Origin of the sequence: Actinophytocola algeriensis, assembly GCF_014203735.1 — a bacterium.
Classification (GTDB): domain Bacteria; phylum Actinomycetota; class Actinomycetes; order Mycobacteriales; family Pseudonocardiaceae; genus Actinophytocola; species Actinophytocola algeriensis.
The window spans coordinates 379,237-399,313 of record NZ_JACHJQ010000002.1 but is presented as its reverse complement, the minus strand read 5'-3'; the positions used below and the strand labels follow the sequence as shown (position 1 = coordinate 399,313).

General features: G+C 69.7%; 18 protein-coding genes. 4 read left to right on the top strand and 14 right to left on the bottom strand.

What is annotated here, in order from left to right; translation table 11 throughout:
* Positions 1–9 precede the first annotated feature (9 nt).
* Positions 10–1,596: a PucR family transcriptional regulator gene (locus FHR82_RS08090; RefSeq protein ID WP_184809660.1), complete on the top strand. Its 1,587-nt coding sequence runs from the start codon at positions 10–12 to the stop codon at positions 1,594–1,596.
* A 3-nt stretch (positions 1,597–1,599) separates the two neighbouring features.
* On the opposite strand, the gene FHR82_RS08085 is transcribed toward FHR82_RS08090, so the two are convergent.
* The 3 genes from FHR82_RS08085 to FHR82_RS08075 form a co-directional block, all read right to left on the bottom strand.
* Positions 1,600–2,181, bottom strand: a complete 582-nt coding sequence (locus FHR82_RS08085) for a D-alanyl-D-alanine carboxypeptidase family protein (protein ID WP_184809659.1) — start codon at positions 2,179–2,181, stop codon at positions 1,600–1,602.
* A gap of 95 nt (positions 2,182–2,276) precedes the next feature.
* A complete protein-coding gene (locus tag FHR82_RS08080; protein WP_311770956.1) occupies positions 2,277–2,996 on the bottom strand; it encodes a FadR/GntR family transcriptional regulator in 720 nt (239 codons plus the stop codon).
* A 21-nt stretch (positions 2,997–3,017) separates the two neighbouring features.
* Positions 3,018–3,923: a dihydrodipicolinate synthase family protein gene (locus tag FHR82_RS08075; protein ID WP_225943811.1), complete on the bottom strand. Its 906-nt coding sequence runs from the start codon at positions 3,921–3,923 to the stop codon at positions 3,018–3,020.
* A 112-nt stretch (positions 3,924–4,035) separates the two neighbouring features.
* Between FHR82_RS08075 and FHR82_RS08070 the strand changes: the two genes are divergently transcribed.
* Complete coding sequence (locus FHR82_RS08070) at positions 4,036–6,030, top strand: beta-galactosidase (protein ID WP_311770955.1); 1,995 nt, start codon at positions 4,036–4,038, stop codon at positions 6,028–6,030.
* A gap of 94 nt (positions 6,031–6,124) precedes the next feature.
* Here the strand turns inward: FHR82_RS08070 and FHR82_RS47270 are convergent, their stop codons facing one another.
* From FHR82_RS47270 to FHR82_RS08040, 5 genes are read right to left on the bottom strand one after another with little or no spacing between them, the layout of a single operon-like run.
* Entirely contained in the window at positions 6,125–9,070 is a 2,946-nt protein-coding gene (locus FHR82_RS47270) for an exo-alpha-sialidase (RefSeq protein ID WP_311770954.1), read from the bottom strand.
* A 10-nt stretch (positions 9,071–9,080) separates the two neighbouring features.
* Positions 9,081–10,070: an oligopeptide/dipeptide ABC transporter ATP-binding protein gene (locus tag FHR82_RS08055; RefSeq protein WP_311770953.1), complete on the bottom strand. Its 990-nt coding sequence runs from the start codon at positions 10,068–10,070 to the stop codon at positions 9,081–9,083.
* Entirely contained in the window at positions 10,067–12,004 is a 1,938-nt protein-coding gene (locus FHR82_RS08050; protein ID WP_184810410.1) for a dipeptide/oligopeptide/nickel ABC transporter permease/ATP-binding protein, read from the bottom strand. The genes FHR82_RS08055 and FHR82_RS08050 overlap by 4 nt, the downstream gene beginning before the upstream one ends.
* Complete coding sequence (locus FHR82_RS08045; protein WP_311770952.1) at positions 12,004–12,960, bottom strand: ABC transporter permease; 957 nt, start codon at positions 12,958–12,960, stop codon at positions 12,004–12,006. Before FHR82_RS08045 ends, FHR82_RS08050 begins: the two co-directional genes overlap by 1 nt.
* Positions 12,957–14,576 carry an ABC transporter substrate-binding protein gene (locus tag FHR82_RS08040; protein WP_311770951.1) on the bottom strand — a complete coding sequence of 540 codons (1,620 nt, stop codon included), beginning with the start codon at positions 14,574–14,576 and terminating at the stop codon, positions 12,957–12,959. The genes FHR82_RS08045 and FHR82_RS08040 overlap by 4 nt, the downstream gene beginning before the upstream one ends.
* A 186-nt stretch (positions 14,577–14,762) precedes the next feature.
* Here FHR82_RS08040 and FHR82_RS08035 point away from each other — a divergent pair, with 186 nt between their 5' ends.
* Entirely contained in the window at positions 14,763–15,512 is a 750-nt protein-coding gene (locus tag FHR82_RS08035) for a ZIP family metal transporter (protein ID WP_184809655.1), read from the top strand.
* Positions 15,513–15,690: 178 nt separating this feature from the next.
* Here FHR82_RS08035 and FHR82_RS08030 read toward each other — a convergent pair whose 3' ends face one another.
* The 4 genes from FHR82_RS08030 to FHR82_RS08015 all read right to left on the bottom strand — a co-directional run bounded on the left by FHR82_RS08030 (position 15,691) and on the right by FHR82_RS08015 (position 18,438).
* Positions 15,691–16,917: a hypothetical protein gene (locus FHR82_RS08030; RefSeq protein WP_184809654.1), complete on the bottom strand. Its 1,227-nt coding sequence runs from the start codon at positions 16,915–16,917 to the stop codon at positions 15,691–15,693.
* Positions 16,918–16,919: 2 nt separating this feature from the next.
* Positions 16,920–17,564, bottom strand: coding sequence for a DUF3558 domain-containing protein (locus FHR82_RS08025; RefSeq protein ID WP_184809653.1), 645 nt, complete (start codon positions 17,562–17,564; stop codon positions 16,920–16,922).
* A gap of 3 nt (positions 17,565–17,567) precedes the next feature.
* A complete protein-coding gene (locus FHR82_RS08020) occupies positions 17,568–17,984 on the bottom strand; it encodes a hypothetical protein (RefSeq protein ID WP_184809652.1) in 417 nt (138 codons plus the stop codon).
* 67 nt (positions 17,985–18,051) lie between these two features.
* Positions 18,052–18,438, bottom strand: a complete 387-nt coding sequence (locus FHR82_RS08015; protein ID WP_221463565.1) for a tripartite tricarboxylate transporter permease — start codon at positions 18,436–18,438, stop codon at positions 18,052–18,054.
* Here FHR82_RS08015 and FHR82_RS08010 point away from each other — a divergent pair.
* Complete coding sequence (locus FHR82_RS08010; protein ID WP_184810409.1) at positions 18,394–18,792, top strand: FCD domain-containing protein; 399 nt, start codon at positions 18,394–18,396, stop codon at positions 18,790–18,792. The genes FHR82_RS08015 and FHR82_RS08010 overlap by 45 nt on opposite strands.
* A 10-nt stretch (positions 18,793–18,802) precedes the next feature.
* Here FHR82_RS08010 and FHR82_RS08005 read toward each other — a convergent pair whose 3' ends face one another.
* A complete protein-coding gene (locus FHR82_RS08005; protein ID WP_184809651.1) occupies positions 18,803–19,081 on the bottom strand; it encodes a hypothetical protein in 279 nt (92 codons plus the stop codon).
* Entirely contained in the window at positions 19,078–19,989 is a 912-nt protein-coding gene (locus FHR82_RS08000) for an SRA domain-containing endonuclease (RefSeq protein WP_184809650.1), read from the bottom strand. The genes FHR82_RS08005 and FHR82_RS08000 overlap by 4 nt, the downstream gene beginning before the upstream one ends.
* Between the last annotated feature and the right edge of the window lie 88 nt (positions 19,990–20,077).

Here is a 20,077-nt window from a genome sequence, read left to right as displayed (position 1 = left end):
TCGGCGTCGATGAACCTCAGGCCCCGCGCCAGCCTGCGCCGCGTCCTCGACGACCTGGGCTGGACGCTCCTGGAAGTCGTGCACGGCGACGTCGACCGCGTCGGCGAGCTGGGTGGCGTCGTCATCCACGACCCCGTCGACGAGCCCGCCCTGCCCCGGCACGCGCTCGTGCTGGGCGTCGGCCTCCGGGACCGCGACGAGATCGTCTCTCTGCTGGACGCACTCGGCAGGCACGATGCGGCCGGACTGGTGCTGCGGGCACCCGTGCCGGACCTCGCGGGAGTGCCTTCCGACGTGGCCGTGCTCGCGCTCACCCGAGGTGCGTCGTGGGCACAGCTCGCGGCGCTGCTGCGGTCGCTGCTGGCGGAGGGCGACGTCGGTGAGCGTGGCGGCGAGACCCTCGGCGGCATGCCGTCGGGCGACCTGTTCGCCCTGGCCAACGCGATCGCGGCGCTGCTGGACGCGCCGGTGACGATCGAGGACCGCAGCTCCCGGGTGCTCGCGTTCTCCGGCAGGCAGGACGAGGCGGACCAGTCGCGGGTCGAGACGGTGCTCGGTCGTCAGGTGCCGGAGCGGTACTCGCAGCTGCTGACCGAGCAGGGCGTGTTCCGCGAGCTGTACCGCAGCGAACGGCCGGTCTACATCGAACCGTTCCTCGAGGGACTGGTCGACCTGCCGAGAGTCGCGGTCGCCGTCCGCGCGGGCGACGAGGTCCTCGGCTCGATCTGGGCGGCCGTGCGCGGCCCGCTGGGAGAGGAGCGCACGCAGGCGCTGCTCGACGCGTCCCGGCTGGTGGCGCTGCACATGCTGCGGATCCGGGCGGGCGCGGACGTGGCCCGGCGGCTGAGGACCGACCTGCTCAGCACCGCGCTCGAAGGGGGAGCGGGCGCCCGCGAGGCGCTCGACCGGCTCGGGCTCGCCGAGCAGCCGGTGGTGGTGCTGGCACTCGCGATGGTCGACTCGTCCTCGGACGCCGGGCTGGTCGCCGAGCGGCAGCGGCTCTCCGACGCGCTCGCCATGCACCTGTCGGCGGTGCACCCGCGCTGTGCGGCCGCGCTGGTGGGCGACGTGACGTACGGCCTGGTCCCGGCGCGCGACCCGGACGCGGCGGTGCGCATCGCGGGGGACTTCCTCGACCGCGTCGGCGACCGCGGCCACGCGGTGGTCGGCATCGGCACCGTCGCACACGACACCGTGGGCCTCGCCGAGTCGCGGGCGAGCGCCGACCGGGCGCTGCGCGTGCTGCGGACCGGGGGCACGCGCCGGGTCGCGCGGCTGGAGGACGTGCACACCGAGGCGCTGGTGCTGGAGCTGCGCGACCTCGTGGCGGCTCGCGGTGACCAGCCGAGCGGCCCGGTCGCGCGCCTGTTCGCCTACGACGAGGAACACGGTACGAACCTGGTGGCCACGCTGCGGGCGTGGCTCGACGCGTTCGGGGACGTGATCGCCGCCGCGGCCGCGCTGTACGTGCACCCCAACACGTTCCGGTACCGGCTGCGCAGGCTCGCCGAGGTGGGCGGGCTCGACCTGACCGACCCGGAGGCCCGCTTCGCCGCGATGCTGCAGCTGCGGGTGGTCAGTCCCGCGCCGCGGTGACGGTCACGACGTGGCGTCCGGCAGCAGGCCGGGGCAGCCGTCCTCGGTGTACGCGGGGTCGTACTCGAAGTGCCAGTACTCGTTGTCGTACCGCCGGCACCAGCCGTAGGCCTGCCCGTTCGCCTCGACCCACTCGGCGGCCGCGTACGGCTGCACGTCCACCGCGAAACCCTTGACGTGGTTGGACTCCTCCGGAGGCAGGACGTAGTCCGCGGCCAGTTCCGGGGTGCCGAACTTCTCGACGGCCTCGTCGAACTCGGCCTGCTGTTGCGCGTTGCTGCGCTTGCCGTCGTTCACGCACACCGGCACCCCGTCGTCCTCGGCGGCGGCCCGCAGCTCGCCCCACGCGGACCGGACGTCCGCGCGCAGGCCGTCGGGTTCTTCGTCGACGTACCGCGCGTCGACGGGGCACTCCGGTCCGGTGTCCGGGCCAGGCACGTCCTCGAGCACCGGCTTCGCGGCGCCGGCGACCACGTCGACGGCGAGTGGCACCGCGACGATCGCGGCGGCGACCGACGCCAGCGCGACCAGCACGAGCGCGATGATCCGCCATCTCGGCGGTCCGTGCGAGGTCGTGTTCTGCACAGTCAGCTGTCCCTCCCCTGGAGCTCCCGGAGAGAAGACGCCTGTGCGGGGTGTCAGGTTGTCATGGCGGGCGGGTGGTCAGGGCGACACCCGCGTCATGGCGTGCGGATCTGTTCGATGCGGGCGTCGAGGTTGCGGAAGTGTTCCACCATCGCGTGCTCGGCCCGTGCCACGTCCCGCTTCCGGAGCGCGGTGACGATGGCCCGGTGGCGGCGCACGGTCTGCACCGGGTTCGGGTCGGTCACCCCGAGCCGGTGGTTGACGCGGTGGAACACGTCCCAGAACGCTCGCAGCAGCTGGGTGACGAGCGCGTTGTTGAGCGACCGGTACAGGATCTCGTGGAACTCGCGGTCCTCCTCGGCGAACGTGTCGCCCGCCTTGGCCCGGTCGTTCATCTTCCGCGTGACCTCGTCGAGCGCGGCCAGGTCCTCCTCGGGCACGGTCGCGGCGACGCGGCGGATCAGGGCGGCCTCCAGCGCCTCGCGCACCTCGAGGATCTCCTCCATCGACCGCAGGTCGCGGCCGATGTCGTGGAGGGCGCGGAAGGTCAGGCCGTCGGCGAGCGGGTCGAGCGACAGCCTGCCGACGTAGGTGCCGTAGCCGTGGCGGATCTCGACGATGTCGAGTGCCTGCAACGCCTTCAGCGCCTCGCGGATCGAGTTGCGGCTGACGCCGAGCGCCTCGACCAGCTCGGTCTCGGTCGGCAGCGGGTCGCCCGAGCTCAGGCCACGGGCGAGGATCAGCGTGGTGATCTCGTCGCGGATCGCCCTGCTCATCCTCGTGGCCAGCTTGGCCGGTGTGTGCTGCTCCGTCACGGGGACCTCCAACGTGCAACCTTAGAGCAGGCCGGCTTCTGCGAGGTGGCGCCGCACGGCCGCGCGTTCCGTGTCGTTCAACGGGATCATCGGCGCGCTGGTCGTGCCGCCGGTGATCACACCGCGCGCGACGAGCCCCTCTTTGAACGCACCCATGGCGGATGAATACCGGCCCATGCGACCGTCACCGACGTGGATGATCTCGAACAGCCTGCGCAGCCGCGCCTGCTCGGTCTTGGCCTCGGCCCAGTCGCCGCGTCGCGCCGCGTCGTACAGGCGCAGGTAGCCGTGCGGGTCGACGTTCCCGATGCCGGGCACGAGCCCGTGCGCGCCGATGAACAGCCCGAGGTCGGCGAGTGTCTCCGAACCGGAGAAACACACGAGGTCATCGGTGCTGTCCAGCACGGCCCGCAGGCCGTCGAGGTCGCCGCTGGAGTCCTTCAGCGCCGCGAACGTACCGTCCCCGGCCAGCTCCAGGACCACGTCGGCCGGCAGTTTGTGCCCCACCGACACCGGGATGTCGTAGGCCACCAGCGGGAGGTCGACCGCGGCGCGGATGGCGCGGAAGTGGCCCGGGAACTCGACCGGGTCGGTCGGCGCGTAGAACGGTGCGGTCGCGACGAGCGCGTCGGCGCCGGCCGCCTTGGCCGCCTTCGCGTGCTCGACGACGCGCGTGGTCGTCGTGTCGATGATCCCGGCGAGTACCGGCACCTGCCCGGCGGCGACCCCCGCGACCACGTCGAGCGCCCGGTACCGCGTCTCGTCGGTCAGGTAGGCGACCTCGCCGGTCGAGCCGGTCACGAACAACCCGTGCACACCCGCGTCGACGAGGAACGCGGCCAGGCGTTCCAGCGACGGCACGTCGAGTTCGCGTTCCGGGGTCAGTGGGGTGCACACGGGTGGCACCACGCCGTGGAGCTGAGTCAAAGCGTCTCCCTTGCGGACCGGAGGGGGCTCGGCATACGGTCCGAGCGACATCCTACGTCCTATGTCCTACGTCTTGATAGAAAACAGTCTGTCGAGATCAGAAAGGATCGTCGTGGAATCAGTCGTGCGGCACCGCCTCGGGCGTTTCGGGTTCGGTGCCGACTACAACCCCGAACAGTGGCCGGAGTCCGTGTGGGACGAGGACATGGCGCTCATGAAGGCCGCCGGTGTCTCGATGGTCTCCGTGGGCATCTTCGGCTGGGCGGCCACCGAGAGCGCGCCGGGCGAGTTCGACTTCTCGTGGCTGGACAAGGTCATGGACCTGTTGTCCGCCAACGGGATCGGTGCCTGCCTCGCCACCATGACCGCGTCCCCGCCGCCGTGGCTCGCGCACCGGCATCCGGAGACGCTGCCGAGACGTGCCGACGGGACGGTGCTGTGGCCGGGCGCCCGGCAGCACTACTGCCCGTCCAGCCCCGTCTACCGGGAGCACGCCGCACGGCTCGTCGAGGCGATCGCCGCCCGGTACGCAGGGCACCCCGCGCTCGCGATGTGGCACATCGGCAACGAGTACGGCTGCCACGTGCCGGAGTGCTTCTGCGACGTCTCCGCCGCGGCGTTCCGCGACTGGCTGGGGGAGCGGTACGGCGGGGCGGGCGACACCGTCGACGCGCTCAACGAGGCGTGGTCCACGACGTTCTGGTCGCAGCGCTACACCGACCTCGCGGAGGTGTGGCCGCCGCGCGCCGCGCCGACGTTCCTCAACCCCGCGCAGGTGCTGGACTACAAGCGGTTCTCCTCCCGCGCACTGCTCGAGTGCTACCTGATGGAGAAGGAGATCCTGCGCCGCCACACCCCGGACGTGCCGGTCACGACGAACTTCGTTGGCGCGTGGCACCGCGTCGACGTGACGGACTGGGCGCCGCACCTCGACATCGTGTCCTACGACTCCTACCCGGACCCGCACGACCGCGACACGGTCGTCCAGGCCGCGTTCACCTACGACCAGATGCGCGCCCTGCACGGGAAACCGTGGCTGCTGCTGGAGCAGGCGCCGAGCGCGGTGAACTGGCGCGAGCGCAACGCGCCCAAGGCGCCGGGCGAGATGCGGCTGTGGAGCTACCAGGCCGTCGCCCGCGGCGCGGACGCGGTGCTGTACTTCCAGTGGCGGCAGTCCCGCGGCGGCGCGGAGCGCTACCACTCGGCGATCGTGCCGCACGCGGGCCCCGAGAGCCGGGTGTTCCTGGAGACGTCCGAGCTGGGTGGCGAGCTGGCGCGCCTGGCGCCGGTGCTCGGGTCCCGGACGGACGCCGACGTCGCGCTGGTGACGGACTGGTCCAGCGGCTGGGCGCTGCAGGGCAAGGCGCTGCCGGCGTCGGACCTGGAGCTGGAGGAGGTCAACCTCGCGCACTACCGTCCACTGTGGAACGCCGGGGTGGCGGTGGACGTGGTGGCGCCGACCGCCGACCTGTCCGGCTACAAGCTCGTGGTCGTGCCGAACCTGTACGCGGTCGAGACCGAGGTCGCCGCGCGGCTCACCGAGTACGTGCGCGGCGGCGGACACCTGCTCATGTCGTTCTTCTCCGGCATCGTGGACGGCAGCGAACGCGTCCACCTCGGCGGTTACCCCGGTCCGTTCCGGGAGCTGCTCGGGCTGACCGTCGACGAGTTCTGGCCGCTGCGGGCCTGCGGCACGATCGCGCTCGGCTCCGGTGGCACCGGGACGCTCTGGTCGGAGTGGATCACCGCCCAGGGCGCGGAGGTGCTCGACACGTTCACCGGAAAGCTGGACGGCAAGCCCGCGATCACCCGCAACGAGTTCGGGGACGGGGTCGCCACCTACCTCGCGACCCGGCCCGACACCGCGACGCTCGCGTCGGTCGTGGCCCGCGTGCTCGGTGACGCCGGGGTGTCGCCCGTGCTGCCCGGCGCACCGGCCGGGGTCGAGGCGGTCCGGCGCGACCAGTGGCTGTTCCTGTTGAACCACAACGAGACCGAGGTGACCGTGCCGGTTCCGGCCGGCGCGACCAACACGCTCACCGGCGAGCCGCTCGCGGAGTCGGAGCGGCTCGCCGGCCGAGGGGTGCTGGTCGCGCACCTCGGCTAGGCCCGGTCCGGTGCCATGAAGCGGCCCTTCGGGACGGTGCACGTCTCGAAGGTGTCCTTCATGGCCTTCGGGCCGGTCAGCGGGTGCGTGCATCTCAGGCCAGGTCGCGCACCGGCAGCTGCCGGAACGTGATCGTCTCGTAGGAGCCGGACACGCCGGTCTCGTACAGCAGGCCGACGGTCGAGCCGCTCAGCTGGACCAGGTCGGAGTAGGCGGCGGGCGCGGGTGACACCACCAGCGTCTGCCGCCAGGTCCGGCCACCGTCCGAGCTGGCACGGATCGCGAGCGCCTTGCGGGCCGCCGCGTCGGACGGGCCGGAGAACAGCAGCAGGTCACGCCGCGTGGTCTGCAGCACGCTGCCCTGCACCTTCGGGATCGTCAGACCGGGCTGCAGCGCGTACGGCGCCGCCAGCGTCGCACCGCCGTCGGTGCTCCACGCGTCGACCCGGTTGCCCGCGTTGCCCTGGTTGCGGCTGTTGAAGTACAGCCGCCCGTCCGGCAGCTGCGCGACGGTCGTCTCGTTCGCCGCGATGCCGGTGTCGGTGCGCTCCTCGCTGAACCCGATCCGCCAGGTGCGGCCGCCGTCGTCGCTGATCAGGTCGTGACCGCCGTAGTACTTCGCCTCGGTGCCCACGTCCGGCGAACCGGCCGGGGGAGCGGCGGAATGGTTGGCGGGCACCACGAGCCGCCCGTTCCTCAGCTCGATCGCGTGGCCGGGGCCGGTGGCGTACCAGCGCCAGTGCGCCTTCTTCGCGACGTCGGTGATCTCGCGCTCCGGCGACCACGTGCGGCCGTCGTCGGTGCTCCGCTGCACCCACACCCGTCGGCTGTCTTCCGGGGACACCGTGCCGGACATGATCTCCTTCTCGGAGACCCGCCCGTTGCGGGTGGTCAGCAGCACGATCTCGCCGTCGCGCCGCACGATCGGCGCCGGGTTGCCCGCGGTCGCGTCACCGTTGTCCGACACCACGGTCATCGGTCCCCACGTGCAGCCGCCGTCGGTCGACCGCTTCTGCACCACCCGGATCGCGCCGGAGTCACCGGAGGACTCGACGCGGCCCTCCGCGAACGCGAGCACCGTGCCGTTCTTCGCCTCGACCACGGCCGGGATGCGGAACGTGTGGTAGCCCTCGGTGCCGGAGGTGAACGGCACGGACGTGCACGCCCCGTCGGTGCCCTTCAGCTTGTCGAGCGGCAACCGCAGCACCTGCCCGGCGGGGACGTCCGCGTTGGACGTGCGGATCGAGTCCAGCTCGGCCGCCGACAGGGCACGCCGGTACAGGCGCGGCTCGTCGAGCGTGCCGTCGAAGCGCTGCTGGTAGTCCTGCCGCTCACCGAGGTGGATCTGGAACGAGACCCGCTCGCTGAGCGAGCCGGCGACGGCGTTCGCGGACGCGGCCTCGGCGCCGTCGACGACCAGGCGCAGCTTGCCGTCCGCGCGCTGCAGGGCGACGTGGTGCCACTGGTTGTCGTTGTACGCCGACGTGGTGGCGATCTGCGTGGTGCCCTTCGGCGTGGTCATCAGCGCGACGAGGCGGTTGTTCGCGGGTTCGGCCCGCAGCCACAGCTGCGGTGCGGTCGAGCCCATGCCACCGAGCCACAGCAGTGCCTTCTGACCCTCGGTCGAGCCGTAGCGGAACCACGTGGTGAACGTGAGGTCGCCGTCGCCGGGCAGTTGCGCGCTGTCGTACGGGACCCGCAGGTAGTCGTCGGCACCGTCGAGGTCCATGCCGCCGCCGAACTTGCCGCCCGCGAGCGCGGGCCCGCCGACCGCGTACGCGTCGGCCCTGGACGGAGACGTGTCCGGTGTGGTCGGGCCGACCGGTTCGCGGCCGCCGAGGTGGTCCTCGGTGAAGCGGGCGAAGCGGATCTCGTCACGCGCGTCGACCGGGCCGCCCTCGTACAGCAGGCCGATCTCGGCGTTGCGCTCACGGGTCGAGCTGATCTGCACCATGTCCGAGTAGCCGGACCAGTCGGACGTGATCCGAGTGCCCTGCTCGGCGCTGTCCCAGCTGCGGCCGCCGTCCCACGACGAGCGGACCATCATCCAGCGCCGCCGGTCGGTGTCGGACGGCGACGAGAACAGTGTGCGGTCCGCGCCGGGGCGGTCGAGGTGCAGCACCGCGCCCTGCACCACCGGCGTCACCAGGTCGGGGATCGACGTCCACGGGGTGCTGAAGGTCTTCCCGCCGTCGCGGCTGATCGCGTACGACCGGTTGCCGATCGAGGTACCGCCCTGGTCGCGGGCACCCGCGTACACCGAGCCGTCGGCCAGTTCGGTGACCGTGATCTCCTGCGGCTTGTGGGTGAACGTGCCGCCGGGCGGGAACTCGGTGCGGCCCACCGCGCCGACGTGCCACGTGCGGCCGTGGTCGTCGCTGTACACGAGCGCGCCGTCGTTGGCGTGCGCCTGCGTGCCGTTGCTGACCTCACCGCTGATGCCGAACACGAGCCTGCCCGCGTGGCGGCCCTTGGTGAGCTGGATGCCGTGCACCGGGCCGGTCGCGAGCCACCAGTCCCACTCGGGCTTCTTCACCTGGTCGCTGATGTCGACCGGGCCGGACCAGGTGGCGCCGTCGTCGTCGCTGTACTGCAGGTGCGGGGTGCGCTCACACGGGGTGGCGCACGGACCGTCGTCGTCGCGGCCCGCGTTGTACGTGGTGAACAGGAAGATCCGGCCGGTGACCCGGTCGACGATCGGCACGGGGTTGCCGTGCGTGTCGCCACCGCCCTCGTTGACCAGCTGCAGCGGCGACCACGTGCGGCCGCCGTCGGTGCTGCGTTTGAGCACCATGTCGATGTCGCCGGTGTCACCGCAGTTGTCGACGCGGCCCTCGGCGAACGCGAGCAGCGTGTTCTTCCTGGACTTGACGACCGCCGGGATGCGGAAGCAGGCGTAGCCCTGCTCGTTCGCCGCCTTGAACAGCGTCTGCTGCTCGAAGGACGGCGCGGCCGCCTGCGCGGCCGGTTCGGCGGCCACGGACTGCGTCAGGCCGGCCGCGATGGCAACGGATAAGAGACCGGTCAGAAGTGCTTTCACAGCTCGTCCTCTATGACTCGGGGTGAATGCAGCGATAGGTGTGACCCGCACCGGCGGTGGCGAGCGGCGGCAGTTCTTCCGCGCACTCGTCGGTCGCCTTCCAACAGCGGGTACGGAAGTTGCAGCCACTCGGCGGGTTGGTCGCCGACGGCACCGGTCCACTCAGGACGATCGGTTCGACGGCGTGCCGGAGGCTGGGTGTGGCGGAGAAGAGCGCACGCATGTACGGGTGGTGCGTCGCGGCGGGCACGGCCGCGGCCGGTGCCTCCTCGACGATCCGCCCGAGGTACATGGTGATGATGCGGTCGCTCATCTTGCGGACCGTCTGGATGTCGTGCGACACGAACACCATCGCGAGACCGAGGCGCATCCGCAGGTCGATGAGCAGGTTGAGGATCTGCGCCCGCACGGACACGTCCAACGCCGACGTGGGTTCGTCGGCGACGAGCAGCTTCGGCCGCAACGCGAGCGCGCGGGCGATCGCGACCCGCTGCCGCTGGCCACCGGACAGCTGCCCCGGCACCGCGTCGGCGACGCTGTCGGGCAGACCCACCAGCGACATCAGCTCGTGCACCCGGTCGTTGCGTTCCTCGGGGGTGCCGTCCTGGTGCACGTCGAGCGGGTCGCGGATGACCCGCGCGACCGACAGGCGCCGGTTGAGCGCGGTCGTCGGGTCCTGGAACACCATGCCGACGTTCCGGCCGAAGTTCTGCGCCCGCTCGTCCGCGGTCATGTCCCACAGCGAGTCGCCCTCGTACCGGACGGTCCCCTGGGTCGGTTTCTGCAGGCCCACGATCACCTTGGCCAGCGTGGACTTGCCGCAGCCGGACTCGCCGACCACCCCGACGGTCTCACCCGCCTCGAGCGTGAGGTGCGCGTCGGTGAGCGCGTACACGTTGTCGTGCCCGAACAGCCGGCGCGCCCGGATCCGGTGCACGACGTGGACACCGTCCAGCTCGAGCAAGCACCCAGATATGGGCTGCTGCGTTCCCCCGCTCACGTGGACACCACCAGTTCTTCAGCCGGGAAGTGGCACGCGGTCAGGTGGACGCTCTCGCCGACCACCGGCGGCCGTTCCGTGCGGCACACCGCACGCGCGGCGGGACACCGGTCGGAGAACCGGCAGCCCGGCGCGAAGTCGGCGGGGGAGGGCACGACACCCTTGATCTGCGTCAGCCGCTCCGCGTTCTCCTCCAGCGACAGCACCGCCGACAGCAGACCGCGCGTGTAGTGGTGCCGCGGCGAGCCGACGACCTGCGCGATGGCCCCGGTCTCCGCGACCTGACCGCCGTACATGACGACCACGCGGTCGGCCACCTCGGACACCAGCGCCAGGTCGTGCGACACGAGGATCAACGCGAAACCCAGCTCCTCCTGGAGCCGCAGCAGGAGCTTCATGATCTGCGCCTGCACGGTCACGTCGAGCGCGGTGGTCGGCTCGTCGGCGACGATCAGCTTGGGATCGCGGGACAGCGCCATCGCGATCAGCACGCGCTGCCGCTGCCCGCCGGACAGCTCGTGCGGGTAGGACCGCAGCGTGCGCCCGGGGTCGAGGTTGACCAGTTCGAGCAGCTCGGCCGGGCTCCGGGTGCCGCCGCGGCGGGTGAACTGCTTGAGCTGGCCGCGGATCGTCATCGCCGGGTTCAGCGAGGACAGCGCGTCCTGGTAGATCATCGCGAGGTCGTGGCCGAGGTAGCGGCGCCGCCTGCGCGGGGTGAGCGCGAGCAGGTCGTGCCGCGCGAACCGGATCTGGCCCGTCACCCGCGCGGTGTCGGGCAGGAGGCCCATCACGGCCAGGGACGTGATGGTCTTGCCGCAGCCGGACTCGCCGATCAGCCCGAGCACCTCGCCGGACCGCACGGAGAACGACACGTCGTCCACCACGCGCGTCCCGTCGTGCCGGTCGGCGAAGGAGATCGACAGGTGTTCCACGTCGAGCACGGCGTCCCGGTCCCGCAGGTCACGGGCGTTCCCGGCGAGCCGCTCGCCCGCCTCCAGCAGACCGGCGATCGGCAGCACGGGCTCGGTCCGGTCCTCGGCAGGCGCCTCGGCGGCCTTCTTCGCGGCCCGGCCCGCCTTGGCGCGGCGCGCGGACGGCGTTGCCCACGCGTCGGAGATGCCTTCGGACAGGACGTTCAGCGCCAGCACGGTGACCAGGATCAGCAGACCGGGGAACAGGGTCGCCCACCAGCCGCCGGTCAGCACCAGCTCCTTGCCGTTCGCGAGGACCGCGCCCCACGACGGGTCCGGCGCCTGGATGCCCGCGCCGATGAACGACAGCGACGCCTCGAACACGATCGCGTCCGCCACCATCACCGTGCAGAACACCAGGATCGGCGCCGCGCAGTTCACGGCGATGTGCCGGGTGAGGATGAAGAACCGCTTGGCGCCGATGATCCGCTCGGCCGCCACGTAGTCCTCGCCGTACTGCGCCAGGACGTTCGCGCGCACCACCCGCGCCATCGACGGCATGTAGAGGAACGCGAGCGCGAGGATCAGCACGATTAGCCCGCGCCCGAACACTGCCACCAGCACCGCGGCGAGCGCGACGCCCGGGAACGCCATGACCACGTCGAGCACCCGCATGATGGCCTCGCCGACGCGCCGGCGTGATGTGGCGGCGAGCGCCCCGATCAGCGCACCCGCCACCAGCGCGATCGCGATCGCGCCGAGGCCGACGGCCAGCGACCAGCGGGCACCCCAGATGAGACGCGTGAAGATGTCGCGGCCGGACGAGTCGGTGCCGAGCCAGTGCTCACCGCTCGGCCCCTCCACCGCGCTGCCGGTGAGGTACGGGTCGTGCGTGGCGACCAGCGGCGCGAACACCGCCGCCAGCACCAGCAGCGCGAGGATCACCAGCGCGATCCACGACGTGACGCCGAGCCGCCGGAACGACGCGCCCTTGCTCAGGCGCTCGGCCAGTCCCCGGCGCATCACGAATGGCTCCGCAGGCGCGGGTTGGCGATCACGTAGAGGATGTCGACGATCAGGTTGACCAGCACGAAGCCGATCGCGATGGTGATCACGAAGCCCTGCACCTTCGAGGTGTCGCCGTCGTTGACGGCCTGGATCATGTTCTGGCCAAGGCCCGGCAGCGCGAACATCGTCTCGATGACGACCGCGCCGCCGAGCAGGTAGCCGACCCGCAGGCCCAGCACGGTCAGCGGCGTGACCAGCGCGTTCCGCAGGACGTTGCGGCCCACCACCACGACCGGCGGCAGGCCGCCACCCCGCGCGGTGCGCACGTAGTCCTTGTCGAGCTCCTCCACCATGGACGTGCGGATCACCCGCGTCAGCTGCGCGGCGACCGGCATGGCGAGCGCGATCGCGGGCAGCGTCATCGAGTTGAGCCAGCCGGAGAACGAGTCCTGCGGGCTGACGTACCCGCTGGAGGGGAACAGGCCCTGACCGACGGCCAGCCACTGCACGAGCAGCAGCGCGATCCAGAACGCGGGCGCCGCCACCCCGGCGAGCGACACGATCCGGATCAGCTGGTCGGGCCAGCGGTCGCGGAACACCGCCGACGTGATGCCGAGCAGCAGCGACACGACGATCGCGATGACCACGCCCATCAGCGTGAGCTGGAGGGTGAGCGGCAGCGCGGTCGTGATCGTGTCGCCGACGGACTGCTTGGTGATCACGCTGACGCCGAAGTCACCGTGCAGCAGGTTCCAGACGAACCGGCCATACTGGACCGGCCACGGGTCGAGCAGTCCGTTCTCCCTGCGGAACTGCTCGAGCTGCTCGTCGGTGGCGTTCGCGCCGTCGAAGGCCGCGAGGGCCGGGTCGACGGGGGAGAAGCGCATCACGATGAACACGAACAGCGTGACGCCCAACAGCAACGGCACGAGCGACAGGACGCGCCCGAGCAGCATCCGCAGGATGATCACGCTCCGGACCCCGGCTTCGCCTGGTTCAGGTTGATACCCGGGTAGCCCTGTGCGCGCACCCCCGACAGGGTCTTCGGATCCCACGCGGTGCCCAGCTGCGTGAACACCAGCGGGTACACGACGGCCTGGTCGGCCAGCATGTCCAGCACCTGCTTGGTCAGCTTGTCGCGCTCGTCCTCGTCGGTCTCCGACGCCGCCCCGTCGAGCAGTCCGATCAGCTTCTCCTGGTCGGGACCCGCCCACTTGGCGTACTTCGGCACGACACCCGCACCCGCGTAGTAGTAGCGGATCAGCAGGTCGGGGTCGTTGCCGAACTGCTCGGCGTTCTGCGTGGTGGCGACGACCTGGAAGTCGAAACCGCCGTCGAGCTTCGAGAACAGCGCCTTGGTGTCCGAGGTGTCCAAAGTGGTCGCGACACCGATGGCGTCCCAGCCCTCCTTGATCACGTTCACGCAGTCGGCGACGAGCGTGGTGTTCGTCGTGGACAGTGACACCGACAGGTTCGTGACACCCGCCTGCTGCAGCAACGCCTTCGCCTTGTCCGGGTCGTAGCCGAGGTCGTTCGCGGCCTCCTGCGACACCGGCAGCTTCGGGTTGATGAACGAGGTGCCCGCCGAGCCCTTGCCCTTGAGGCCGACCTCGATCATCTTGTCCCGGTCCACGGCGTGGTGCAGCGCCTGGCGCACCAGCTTGTTGTCGAACGGCGCGTGGGTGGTGTTGAACATCAGCCACAGGTTGTTGCCACCGTCGGCGAACTCGACCGTGCGGCCGTCCTTCGCGAGCTGGTCGGCGTTGGCCGGCGGGATGTTCTCGACGATCTGCGCGGCGGGCTTCGCACCGGAGATCTTCGCGACGCGCGGCGACGCCTCGACGATCGAGTTCCACAGCATGGACTTGTAGACCGCCGGGCGCGGGCCGTTGTAGTCCGCGAACTTCTCGAAGCGAGTGTGCGACAGCGGCGCCTGCTCGACCACCTTGTACGGGCCGGAGCCGACGACCGTGCCGGACACCGCGGCGTCCCAGCCGCCCTCGAACACGTGCTTCGGGCAGATCTTGACGGTCTGGAGTCGTTGCAGCGCATAGGGGAACGGCTGCGCCAGCACGAACTCGACGGTCTTGTCGTCGATCTTCTTCACTTCCGTGAGCCACGGCGTGAGGAAGGTGCGGACGAGCACGTTCTCCTTCGCGTCCAGCGCCCTCGCGTAGGTGAACACGACGTCGTCGGCCGTGACGGGCTTGCCGTCGTGCCACTTCGCGCCGTCGCGCAGCTCGAACTTCAGCGACGTGCCGGACACGTCGGCTGGGAGTTCCTTCGCCAGCCCCGCGTACGGCTCACGGGTGATCGGGTCACCCTCCACAAGCGACTCGTAGCTGTGCAGGATCGCCGCCATCGAGAAGGCGGACGCCGTCTGCAGCGGATCCCACGTCTGGTTGTTGCCGTAGCCGATCACCGCGGTGATCGACTCGGCCGTGTCACCGGTCGCGTTCGTGGAGGCTGGCCCACCACACGCGGCGAGGCTCGACGAAAACGCGGCCGCGACACCGGCCATGCCGGTGAAGCGCAACATGTCGCGCCGGCTGAAGGAGTGACCGGACCCGGGCGGAGTTCTGGACACCGCACCTCCTGAACGCACGTACGTCATCGGACGACATAGGACATGGGATGTCCTATGAATGGCAGAACCATAGGGCGAGGTCGCCGAGAGGTCAAGAGCCCACGTGTTATCCCCGCAACCCCGTTGCCCTCCAACGAGAAACCGCGGGACTCGCGAGGTCGCGGGGGCTGTGTGATGATCGTGGGCATGCCGGAGGTGCTGGTCGCGGGCGCGTGGGGACTGCTCGCGGGCGGTGCGCTGGTCGTCGGCGCGCTCGTCGGGTTCCTCGTGCGGGTGCCCAGGAAGGTGCTCGCCGGCGTGATGGCGTTCGGCAGCGGGGTCCTGCTGTCCGCGGTCTCGTTCGAGCTGATCGCGGAGGCGCACGAGCAGGGCGGTCTCTGGCCGACCGCGCTCGGTGCCGGGGTGGGCGCGGCCGTCTACACCGGCGCGAACGTGCTGCTGGCCCGGCGCGGGGCGCGGCACCGGAAGCGGTCCGGGGACCAGCAGCCGTCGGAGTCCGACCAGTCCGGCTCCGGCACGGCGATCGCACTGGGCGCGCTGCTCGACGGCATCCCGGAGTCGATGGTCATCGGCACCAGCCTGCTCGGCGGCGGTGCCGTGAGTGTCGTGACCGTGGTGGCGGTGTTCATCAGCAACGTGCCGGAGGGCCTGTCGAGCGCCGCGGGCATGCACAACGCGGGCCGGTCCCGCACGTACGTGTTCGGCCTGTGGACCGGCATCGCCGTGGTGAGCGCCCTGGCCGCGATGTTCGGCTACGCCGTGCTGGGCGGTGCCCCGCCGGAGCTGCTGGCGGGCATCACCGCCCTGGCCGGGGGCGCCATTCTCGCCATGATCACGGATACGATGATCCCGGAGGCCTTCGAGTACGCCCACCTGCTGATCGGCCTGATCACGGTGGCCGGTTTCCTGGCCGCGTTCGCCCTGTCCCACGCGTGAGCCCGCGCGGACTCCTGCCCGTGGCCCGAGGCATGCGCAACCGGCATCTCGTCGAGGAGCCCGCACCACCTCGAGCGTCCCCACCAGCCGGGCGCGGCGGTGGGGCTGTGCCTGTACCCGGACCGGTACCTACCGCTACGACGACGGGCCGGTCCCCGGGTGAGGGCGCGGTGGTGCGTCAGTCGTCCTCGTACTCGTCGTCGCCGATCACCTGGGGCGCGGTCAGGACGTCACTGCCGAACAGGCTTTCCCCGTCGGTCTCGATGAGGACCTTGCGCTGGTGCTCCTTGTCCTCGTCGCCCTTGCCCCTGCCTCCACCGAGCGGCGCTCCGCCCATGGCTCCCGGCGCCCCGCCACGCGCCGTGGCCGCAGCCGCGGCGGCCCGCCGCGCGGCCGCCTCCTCCGCGGCAACCGCTCCAGCGCCAGGACCGGGAAGAACTCCCTGCCGAGCACCAGGCCCGGCGTTGCCACCGGGTCCACCGCCGCCGTACCCGCCGCGCGCTCCGGGCCCACCGCCGTACCCGCTGCCGCCTCGTGCGCCGGGACCGCCACCTGGCGAACCAGTGGTGACACCGCCGACGGGAAGCGTCGGGACGAACCCGGGCTGCCCGGGTCCCGGCGTCGGCGGGGGAACCGGCGGGAAGGTGGTCGGGGGAAGTTGGCCTGGCGGGGGAGGCGTGAAGGTGCTGGGGCTGGTGTGCTGGGGCAGGGACGGATTCGGGGGCGGTCCACTGACGGTCGGTCCACTGACCGGCGCGCCACCAGGCCCACCGGGACCACCGTAGGGCCCGGACTCACTCCGGTTCCCGGGCTGCTCGCGCTCGGGAACCTCGATGTAGTCGCCGCCGGAACCGGTGGGCCGACCGTCACCGGAGACGACGCTGATGTTGCCGCCGGAGTGGTTGACGGTCGAGTACTCGGCGGGCATGTTCGTCTGGTTGTACTCGCTGGCGCCGTCGTAGCCGCGGTACACCTCCATGTTGTGGTGCGCGTCGGCCTGGTAGGCCGTGACCTCGGCGTCGTGGTCGGTGAACACCACCATCGGGTCGTTCATGTCCATCTCCGGAGGTGTCTCCGGCACGGGTGTGACGCTGTTGGCGGCCCGGTGGAACGACCCGCTCTGCCGGTCCAGCAGGTCCTCGGCGCGGCTCAACAGGACCGCACCGCGCAGCGCGGACTCGGCCAGCGGCTGGGCCGCCCCGAACGCGCCCTCGGCAGCTGCGCCCTGCCAACCGCTCCGGATCAGCTCGCCCTGCTTGCGGATCATCTGGGCACGGTCGGCCTCGAGATCCCATTCCGTGCGGGTGGCAGCTTGCCCGTCGTCGAGCGACCCGGTGCCGCGCCCGGTGGCGAAGTACTGGTAGATGTCATGTGCCGACATCGCGTGGTTGACCCATTTGCCCACGACTACGCCTCGGCTTTCATGGTCCGCAACGCCAACGCGGCGACGCGGGCCGCCATCTCGCACGGATCCTTCTGGCCAATATTGGCTCGCGAGAGCTGTGCGATCGACTCGAACACCAGGTCGTCAGCCACGCCGACAATCACATTGCAATTACCGACGTCGCGGCTGTCGGTGCCCGCTCTGCTGATTGCGGGATAACCTTCGATTTCTGGCAGTTCTTCGAAGAATTCCCATTTTCCGTCGTTGTGGGCTTGGTATTCGGAGCTGAGGCCATCCTGCTGGTCGTCAGCAAAAACAATTTGAGCGTAGCCGCGCGTGTCCGGGTTTTTCCACTCGCAACCAGTGCCCAGGGCGACATGTTCCATCGGTTCCCCGGTCGTCGGCAAGTTGAGAGATCGAGCCTGGTCTGCCGTGAGGGCCTGACAGGGATCCTGTTCGAAGCGGGTGGTGTCAAGAGGGTCATCAACCTTGGGGGCACCTGCGAACGGCAAGTCATTTTCGTTGCTTGAGCTGCCGAGAGTTGGGTTTGACTGTGCCGTCTCGGTGGTGGCAGGTCGTGGTTCGCCCTCGCTGGGGGTTGTGCACGCGGCAGCGACACATGCGAAACCTAGAATGCCCGCGACGAACAGTTGACGTCGGAGGAACATTTCTCACATCCCAGCCTGGGGGCCTGGTTGGCCGCCTGCGTTATTGATTACGGCAACATTGATGTGCTCGACGCCCAGGTAGTCGTCAAGCGCGTTCTGGAACAACTGGGCCTGTTGCAGGCAGTAGTCCCGGTTGTGCTTGAGGTAATTCGTGTAAGACTGGCCAGAACGATTGGCCGCGGTGACATGGAATGTGCTAGCCATGTCTTCGGCTGGAGACTTGATCTTTGACATCCGGTCGGCGTTGTACATTGACGTTTGGTAGCTGTCGGCCAAGTCCAGCCAGTTGTCCCTGATCTTGCTTATGTCGGCTTCCGTGTAGGCGAAGCTGCCGCCGGTTGCCGTGCCTTCTGTGGTGCCTGTGCCGAACATGCCGGACAGCTGAGAATGAATGCTGTCCTGATACGCCTGGCTGTCCATCCCTGTGTCCCCCCGTGCGACGCTCGGTAGTCGAGCATACGACAGCCGTGTTCGGCGCGCGGTGGGATCAGCGTGTTTCACTCCGGCGAGTGCGTACGTACGGCACCACCACGGACGCCACCAGCGCGATCACCACAGCGGTCCACAGCACGATGGTGATCGGGCCGGACACCAGGATCGACGGGTCGCCCTCGGACAGTGTCAGCGCGCGCCGCAGTTGTTCCTCGGCGAGTGGTCCGAGGATCAGCCCCACCACCGCGGGTGCCACCGGGATGCCGCCCTCGCGCATGAGCAGGCCGAGCAACCCGAGACCGCACAGGATCAGCAGGTCGGCGGTCGTGCCGCCGGCGGCGAACGTGCCGAGTGTCGCGAAGACCAGTACGCCGGCGTAGATGCCGTACGCGGGGATCTGCAGCAGCTTCGCCCACACCTTCGCGAGTGGCAACCGCCGCACCGCCGACCTGCTCCGCCTGGAAGGGGCCTCCTGTCCCGCGACCGAGCCCTGCCCGACCCCGACGACGCGACCCGCATCCGCACCAACCTGGAGTTCCACGCGGCGATCTGGCAGGCCACCCACAACCCCGTGCTGGTGGACCTGCTGGAGCGGCTTACCACCCACCTCGTCCACGCTCCGCACTCGACGCTGTCGGTCGGCGACCGCTGGCAGACCGCGTTGGCCGAACACGCCCGGATGCTGGAAGCGATCCGCACCCGCGACGAGCCCATGGCCCGCACCCTGGCGGGCGACCACATGAACACCGCCCGCGAGATCCGCCTGACCCTGCTACGCGAAGCGGCGACGCGCTAGATGTTGCGGGTTACCTCCCCGGATCGAACACTCGTCGGCCAGGAGTCAGCAACGAATGCCACACCGTTTCAACGCCGAAATCTGCAATGTTCGTCTGCCACGAGGTGGCAAGTCCGCGCTGCTGGAGGCCGATCAGGCAGTCGTGCACTGAACGTTCTTCCTCGTCGGAGGGCGGCTGTTCGTCGTTGTGGAAGATGTCCATCGCTATTTCCTCGGCGGACAGAGCGAAGTCGTCTTCTTCGAGACAATGTAGGACCTTGTACTGAAACGGATCGAGTTCAGCGGTCATGGTGCCGGTGTAGTGGACACTGCCGGTTCACGGCGAACGAAGACGTTCGTCTCGATCTCGAAAATACAGACGATGCCGACGCTGTTGAGCAACTGGACGAGATCGGGTCCCGGGTCAGTAGGCAGGAGCACCGCTCGTGCTCGGTGCGGGACGTACCGGCTGTAGTCGCAAAGCTGCCCAATGGCGAGCCGCACGTGGTTTCGTGAGGCAGACCCCTTGGCTTCGATTAATTCAGCTCTGCTCACGTCGAACAGGTCGGTGTAATAGGCACGCTTGCTATAGGGAAAGGAAATTTTGTTCCTGTTGGTGCTGATGTTCTCGGCAGCAAGAGACTTGGCGTAGCGTTCGACGAGGGCTGCCTCCCGTCGCTCCATCTCCGTGGGCTGCTGCGTTGGGTTGGAGGAGAAAGTCTCAGTTATGTTCTTCTCGATTGGCACATCAATAACGGTTGGAACTTCGGGTGATGTCTGTGCCATTGGTTGGCTAGTGTCAACGCGTACGAGGCGAAAAACGACGACCTTACGCAGATCATCTAGATTGTCAGGAGCCTCTTCGAAGCGGTACGGTGCTTCGTTCGAGAGTCGGAATTCGCCGAGATACCGCACCTTTGTCCGCGCCGCTTCCTCGAAGAGCCGCACGTGCTGACCTCGTTGTACGTGGTCGCGTAAGGCCATGTTGCCGCGTACGAAGACTTGATCGCCTTTCTGCCCTTCGCCTGTGTAGTAGAAGACTGCGTCGCCTTCCCATTGGTCGTAGTTGTAGCCGTAGTTCTTCCCCGAGTCCGACGTGAAGATCAGGATGTTGTCGGACTTGGCGCAAGACGCGATGCCGCCCTGTCTTGAGCCGCCGTACTCGTCGTGCACAGCTCGGCGAGCTAGCACCTCATTCACCGCAATGCCCCAGGTCACGGCTGTCACTCTATAGGGTGACCCCTGTTTGGGTGGCTAACTGAGCGTCGTGACTCGCGGCAACCGTTGACGGCGCGTTCCGGGCCTG